The organism is Bradyrhizobium sp. NBAIM08 (genome assembly GCF_020193935.1).
GTDB classification, from domain to species: Bacteria; Pseudomonadota; Alphaproteobacteria; order Rhizobiales; family Xanthobacteraceae; genus Bradyrhizobium; species Bradyrhizobium yuanmingense.
Map to the genome: position 1 here is coordinate 1 of NZ_JADYVR010001060.1, position 397 is coordinate 397.

At 71.0% G+C, this 397-nt stretch carries 1 protein-coding gene and 1 pseudogene; both read right to left on the minus strand.

Annotated features, from left to right (window positions below; all coding sequences use genetic code 11):
* Positions 1-179, minus strand: a pseudogene (locus I6F37_RS43460) (ribulose-phosphate 3-epimerase); the annotation flags it as partial.
* The coding region (locus I6F37_RS43465) for a PASTA domain-containing protein (RefSeq protein WP_225154905.1) at positions 176-397 on the minus strand (222 nt) is incomplete at its 5' end. The gene I6F37_RS43465 and the pseudogene I6F37_RS43460, both read right to left, overlap by 4 nt.

Here is a 397-nt window from a genome sequence, read left to right on the forward strand (position 1 = left end):
GTGGCGGCGCGTTTCACCGCCTTGATGACCGGTGGCCCGATCGTGAGGTTCGGCACGAAGTGCCCGTCCATCACGTCGACGTGGATGAAATCGGCGCCGCCAGCCTCGGCCGCCGCGATGTCGCGGGCGAGATGGGCGAAGTCGGCAGAGAGGATCGACGGGGCAATTCGCACGCTCACTGCGCCACCTCGAGGGAAATCGCCGCGCCGGGCTGCACCTGGTAGCCGCCGGCCGGCGTCTGCCGCACGATGAGACCCGCCGGCAGCCCGCTCGACGCCTGCTGTGCCACGAAGCTGACGCGAAACCCCTGCTGCCGCAGCACCGCGGCGGCGTCGCCGCCCAGGCCGATGAGGTCGGGCATCACGTAGGTCGAGACATCAGCGCCGCGGTGCTGCGG